Below are 5,628 nucleotides of genomic sequence, written 5' to 3'. Positions count from 1 at the left end.
AAACCATCGGCGCCTACGACTTCGGCGGCAAACTCACCTCCGCCATGACCGCCCACCCCAAGGAAGACCCGGCCACGGGCGAGCTCCACTTCTTCGGGTCCTCGCCGTTCCCGCCGTTCCTGACCTACTACGTCGCCGACGCCAAGGGCGGGATCACCGACAGCGCCGAGGTGCCGGGAGCCACGGCCTCCCTCAAGCACGACTTCGCGATCACCCGCCGCCACGTGGTCTTCGTCGAGGGCAACGTCACCTTCGATCCCGCCGAGCACTCCGGCATCCCGTACGCCTGGAGCGACGGGCAGCCCGCCCGGATCGGGGTGATGCCGCGCGGCGCGGACGGTGCCCGCCACGTCCGCTGGTTCTCCATCGAGCCGGGCAGCATGCTGCACGTCTCCAACGCCTACGAGGACGGTCAGGGCCGCATCGTCCTGGAGGGCCCCACCGTGGACCGCGAGGGTTTCCGGCTCTCCTGGAACTGGTGGGTAGGCGCGCCCGGTCGCGGCAGCGAGCCCGCCTCCCACTCCTACACCCGCCGCTGGGTCGTCGACCTGGCCGAAGAGACGGTCGCCGAGCAGATCATCGACGACCTGCCGGTGGAGTTCCCGACCCTCAACGAGGCCTATCTGGGCGCCGAGAACCGCTACCAGTACGCCATCTCCTTCCCCGACGAGAAGGGCTTCGGGGGCTACGGCGTCGTCAAGTACGACCGCACCACCGGCGCCCGCCGGATCCGGCCGGCCGGCGACGCCCGGATGCCGGGCGAGGCCGTCTTCGTACCCGCCGCGGACGCCACGTGCGAGGACGACGGCTATCTGCTGACCGTCGTCTCCGACCTCAAGCAGGACGCCTCGCAACTGCTGGTCCTCGACGCCTCGGGCCTGGAACAGGTCGCCGCCGTCCACCTGCCGCGCCGGGTACCCGGGGGCGTCCACGGTTCCTGGGTACCCGACGGCGTCTGAGCACCACCGACCGCGCGCCGCACGGGAAGGACACGGACCCGAACGGCCCCGCGAGCAGCCGGCTCGCGGGGCCGTTCGGTGTGGCAGGCGGGGCCGGTCAGAAGCCGCAGGACGCCCGCGCGTCCTGGAAGCGCTCGGGACACCGCCGCCGGTACTCGACCAGGGACTGCGCGACCGCGGCGCCTTCGCCCACCGCTGCGCCGACCCGCTTCACGGATCCGGACCGCACATCGCCCACGGCGAAGACCCCGGGCAGGCTGGTCTCCATCGGCAGCGCCTCCGGCCCGGCCCCGCCGCTGCCGGTCAGGACGTACCCGCGGTCGTCCAGCCTCAGCGTGCCGCCGAGCCACTCCGTCGAGGGCCGGCCGCCGATCAGGACGTACAGGCAGTGCGCGGAGACCGTTCGCTCGGCGCCCGCCGCCCGCTCGCGGAGCCGGAGCCCGGTGAGGGTGGTCCCGCCGAGGCATTCGGCCACCTCGGTGCCCAGCAGGACCTTCAGGCCCGGGGTCCGCTCGATGCGCTGCACCAGGTAGCTCGACATGGAAGCGCCGAGGTCGGTGCCCCGGACCAGCAGGGTGACGGTGCGGGCGTAGCGTGCGAAGTAGAGGGCGGCCTGTCCGGCGGAGTTGCCCGCGCCCACCATGTACACGTCCTCCCCCACGGTCGAGGGGGCGTCGGACAGGCACGATCCGTAGTACACGCCGGAGTTGAGGAGGCGGTCGACGCCGGGAGCCGTGAGGCGGTTCCAGTCCACTCCCGTGGCGACGACCACCGCGGCCGCGGTCACCGAGGCCTTCTCGTCGGTGCCCGCCTTCGTGAACTCGACGGCGTGGCCGCCCGTTTCCGTCGGGGTCACCCGGCCGGCCACCCGGGTGGGCTGCCATTCGACGCGGGCCCTGCGGGCCTGCTGCAGGGCCCGCTGGGCGAGGTCCCCACCCGTGAGGCCCACGGGGAACCCGAGGTAGTTCTCGATCCGTGAGGTCGAACCCGCCTGCCCACCGGGCGCGTCGTCCTCGATCACCACGACGCTCATGCCCTCGGCGGCGGCGTACACGGCCGCGGAGAGCCCTCCGGGGCCGCCGCCGATCACCGCGACGTCGTAGTGGTCCTGCTCGGCCGGCCGGATGAGACCGAGCCGTTCGGCCAGCTCGCTGATCGGGGGGTCCACCAGCTCGGTGCCGTCGCCGAGCCGGACGCGCACCGGGGAGTCCCGTACGTCCTCGTCGGGCAGCCAGCGGAAGATGACGCCGCTGCGGCCGAGGAAGTCGCGTACCGCGTAGGCGGCGGGCGAGAAGCGGCTGCCGCGCACCTCGGCCGTCGGCAGATCGCCGCGGAAGTCGGCGTTCCAGGTGCACAGGGAGTCGTCGAGGGCGCCGCGGAGGTGCTCGGCCGGGTGCTCGTCGCTCCCGGCCGGTGCGGTGCGCGCGCCGGGCACGGCGTCGGCACGTCCATTCAGCGACAGCCAGCGCACACCGGGGTGCGCCGCGGCGGGCTCGGGGGCCTCATCGGCGAGTACGGCGGCGACGGGCACCCGCCGGTCGGCCAGTGAGTCCAGCGCCCTCGCCACCTCCGCCGGACCTCCGACCTGCAGCACACGGAACGACGTCCGGTACCAGCTTTGCACCAGCTCGGCCGTCTCGTGCCGGCGGAGCGGATCGGAGTCGGAGAGAACGATCACCGGCAGTGCGGCTTCGGCGGCCATCAAGAGGTCCTCCAGATAGGTCTTGGGAGATCGGCTTCCTCTTGCTCCTCAACGAGCGGGCGCCCGATACGAATCGGCCCGGCGGCGCCGGAGCTCCGCGGGTGCGGCCGCGGGCGGGCGGGGCCGCAGGGGGGCACTGCGGTGCCCCCCTGCGGACTCCTCAGAGGCGGCCGAAGAACTGGTTCCCGGGGGCCGAGTGGTTCTCGCTCGTGTAGTACTCCTTCATGGCGGAGCTGATCTCGTCACGGCTCAACTGCCCGTCCCCGTCGACGTCCAGCCGGTCGAACGCCTCGTCGAAGGTCTCGCGGGGCAGGCGGAACATGCCGTGGAGCAGGGAGGTGTACTCGTCACGGCTCAGCATGCCGTCGCGGTCGCGGTCGGCGAGCTCGGTCCAGGCGTTGCTCATCGTCCTGATGCGCTCCCAGATCCGGTTCCGGTCCGAGATGATCCGCGCCCGGAAGGCCGCCCGGAACTCCTGCCGGTCCACCGCTCCGTCGTCGTTCCTGTCCATCGCCTGGAAGACGGTGTCCCAGAGGTCCGCCAGCGATTCCCTCAGGCCGGCCAGGGCGTCCGGGGCCAGGCCGTGTGACTCGGCGAGCCTGTCCGAGAGGCCGATGACGTCCGACTTCACGAGCCGCCCGTCCCGGTCCGAGTCGAAGACGTCGAACGACCGGTCCAGCTTGATGTCCAGAACGCTCACGACACCATCCCCTTCACTTCATGCAGTCATCTCGTGACGCTGCGTGGCGGGGCCCAGGAAACCACACGCCCCGCCCTTCCCGCAGGCGAAGGAGGGGGTGACTGCGCGTTCCGGGTGACGCGTCATGCGGTGAGTCCGGCCCGCAGCGCGGCCAGGCGCTGCTCGAAGGGCACCGGTTGGAAGCCGTCGGCCGGGTCCACCGATGTGAGTGCCCCCGTCGACGAACGGGGTGCGATCGCGGCGGCGGTGTCGACGTCCGGGGCGGCCAGCCCGCCGGCGGGCTCCATGAGGCGTGCGAGCTCGGCGCCCGCGCGGGAGATGCGCTGCGCCAGACCCTGCCCGCCCCAGTCCTCGGAGGCCGCGTAGACGGCGGTCGGCACGACGAGTGCGCGCAGGTGGGCGAAGAGCGGGCGCATGGCGTGTTCGGTGACCAGGGAGTGCCGGGCCGTGCCGCCGGTCGCGCCGAGGAGGACCGGTGTGCCGGTGAGCGCGTCCTTGTCGATGAGGTCGAAGAACGATTTGAACAGGCCGCTGTAGGAGGCCGCGAACACCGGGGTCACGGCGATCAGGCCGTCGGCGGACGCGACCGCGTCGAGCGCGGCGGCCAGCCGGGCGGGCGGGAAACCGGTGACGAGGTGCTGGGCGATCTCCATGGCCAGGTCCCGCAGTTCGATCACCTGCGGCTCGGCGTCCACGTGCCGCAGCGTCGCGGCCGCGAGGCGGTCGGCGAGCAGGCGGGTCGAGGAGGGTGAGCTCAGCCCCGCCGATACGACGACGGTCTTCATGCCCGCGTCCCCTCCTCCGAGGCCTCCCGGGCCGCGGTAACGCGGGCCCGGTGCGTGGGCGCGTCCGGCACTCCGGCGGGACGCAGGTTCGCGAACTCCTTGCGCAGCACCGGCACGACCTCCTCGCCGAGCAGGTCGAGCTGCTCCAGGACGGTCTTCAGGGGCAGGCCCGCGTGGTCGATGAGGAACAGCTGGCGCTGGTAGTCGCCGGCGTACTCCCGGAAGGAGAGGGTCCGCTCGATGACCTGCTGCGGGGAGCCGACGGTCAGCGGGGTCTGGGAGGCGAACTCCTCCAGCGACGGGCCGTGGCCGTAGACCGGGGCGTTGTCGAAGTAGGGGCGGAACTCGCGCACCGCGTCCTGGGAGTTCGCGCGCATGAACACCTGGCCACCGAGGCCGACGATGGCCTGCTCGGGGGTGCCGTGGCCGTAGTGGGCGTAGCGCTGCCGGTACAGCTCGATCATCTGCCGGGTGTGGGAGGGCGGCCAGAAGATGTTGTTGTGGAAGAAGCCGTCGCCGTAGTAGGCGGCCTGCTCGGCGATCTCGGGTGAGCGGATGGAGCCGTGCCAGACGAAGGGCGCGACGCCGTCCAGCGGGCGGGGCGTGGAGGTGAAGGACTGCAGCGGGGTGCGGAACTTTCCCTTCCAGGTGACGGTCTCCTCGTCCCACAGGCGGCGCAGCAGCGCGTAGTTCTCGATGGCGAGGTCGATGCCGTCGCGGATGTCCTTGCCGAACCAGGGGTAGACCGGTCCGGTGTTGCCGCGGCCCATCATCAGGTCGACGCGGCCGTCCGCGACGTGCTGCAGCATCGCGAAGTCCTCGGCGATCTTCACCGGGTCGTTCGTGGTGATCAGCGTGGTCGAGGTGGAGAGGATCAGGTTCTCGGTGCGCGCGGCGATGTACCCGAGCATCGTGGTCGGCGAGGAGGGGACGAAGGGCGGGTTGTGGTGCTCACCGGTGGCGAAGACGTCCAGGCCGACCTCTTCGGCCTTCTGCGCGATGGCGAGCATGGCCTTGATGCGCTCGTGCTCGCCGGGCACCCGTCCGTTCGTCGGGTCGGGCGTGACGTCACCGACGGTGAAGATCCCGAACTGCATGGCTCCCCTTCCAAAGTTGTTTACGATTCAACTATACCCGCCAACAGGGGGTGCGGTCGATGTATTCCGCGTACTCCGCGCCCGGTGCGCCGGTGGCCCGAAATCCGTTGGGGGCAGGGCGTGCCGTCGGACACAATGCCCGTGATGATCTCCACCGCCGGCGAGCTGCTCGCCGCCCTCGAACCCCTGCCGCACGCCGCCCGGCTCCGGTACACCGCCGTCGCCGCCCACCGGCTCTCCGCCCGGGGGTGGCTGGGCCCCCTGCTCACGGAGCTGGACGACCTGGGCCCCTACGAGCGCCGCCTCGCCGCGCTGGCCGCCCTGACCGCCGGGGAACCGGGGTACCTGGCGGCCCGGCTCGCCGATCCCGACCCGGTGGTCCGCC

At 72.0% G+C, this 5,628-nt stretch carries 5 protein-coding genes and 1 pseudogene; 2 read left to right on the top strand and 4 right to left on the bottom strand.

Annotation, left to right across the window (positions count from 1 at the left end):
* Positions 1-959: carotenoid oxygenase family protein (locus ABZW32_RS38550; RefSeq protein WP_356225414.1), on the top strand; the 959-nt coding region annotated here is incomplete at its 5' end.
* Positions 960-1,056: 97 nt separating this feature from the next.
* On the opposite strand, the gene ABZW32_RS38545 is transcribed toward ABZW32_RS38550, so the two are convergent.
* The 4 genes from ABZW32_RS38545 to ABZW32_RS38530 all read right to left on the bottom strand — a co-directional run bounded on the left by ABZW32_RS38545 (position 1,057) and on the right by ABZW32_RS38530 (position 5,243).
* Positions 1,057-2,661: an NAD(P)/FAD-dependent oxidoreductase gene (locus ABZW32_RS38545; protein ID WP_356225412.1), complete on the bottom strand. Its 1,605-nt coding sequence runs from the start codon at positions 2,659-2,661 to the stop codon at positions 1,057-1,059.
* A gap of 160 nt (positions 2,662-2,821) precedes the next feature.
* Positions 2,822-3,361 carry an EF-hand domain-containing protein gene (locus tag ABZW32_RS38540; protein WP_356225410.1) on the bottom strand — a complete coding sequence of 180 codons (540 nt, stop codon included), beginning with the start codon at positions 3,359-3,361 and terminating at the stop codon, positions 2,822-2,824.
* A 122-nt stretch (positions 3,362-3,483) separates the two neighbouring features.
* Positions 3,484-4,146, bottom strand: coding sequence for a CE1759 family FMN reductase (locus ABZW32_RS38535; RefSeq protein ID WP_356225408.1), 663 nt, complete (start codon positions 4,144-4,146; stop codon positions 3,484-3,486).
* A complete protein-coding gene (locus ABZW32_RS38530; protein WP_356225406.1) occupies positions 4,143-5,243 on the bottom strand; it encodes an LLM class flavin-dependent oxidoreductase in 1,101 nt (366 codons plus the stop codon). The genes ABZW32_RS38535 and ABZW32_RS38530 overlap by 4 nt, the downstream gene beginning before the upstream one ends.
* A gap of 144 nt (positions 5,244-5,387) precedes the next feature.
* Between ABZW32_RS38530 and ABZW32_RS38525 the strand changes: the two are divergent.
* Positions 5,388-5,628, top strand: a pseudogene (locus tag ABZW32_RS38525) (hypothetical protein); the annotation flags it as partial.

It is taken from the genome of Streptomyces sp. NPDC004667, assembly GCF_040609475.1.
Taxonomy (GTDB): domain Bacteria; phylum Actinomycetota; class Actinomycetes; order Streptomycetales; family Streptomycetaceae; genus Streptomyces.
The sequence above is the reverse complement of the archived record's forward strand: the minus strand, read 5'-3'. Positions and strand labels throughout refer to the sequence as shown.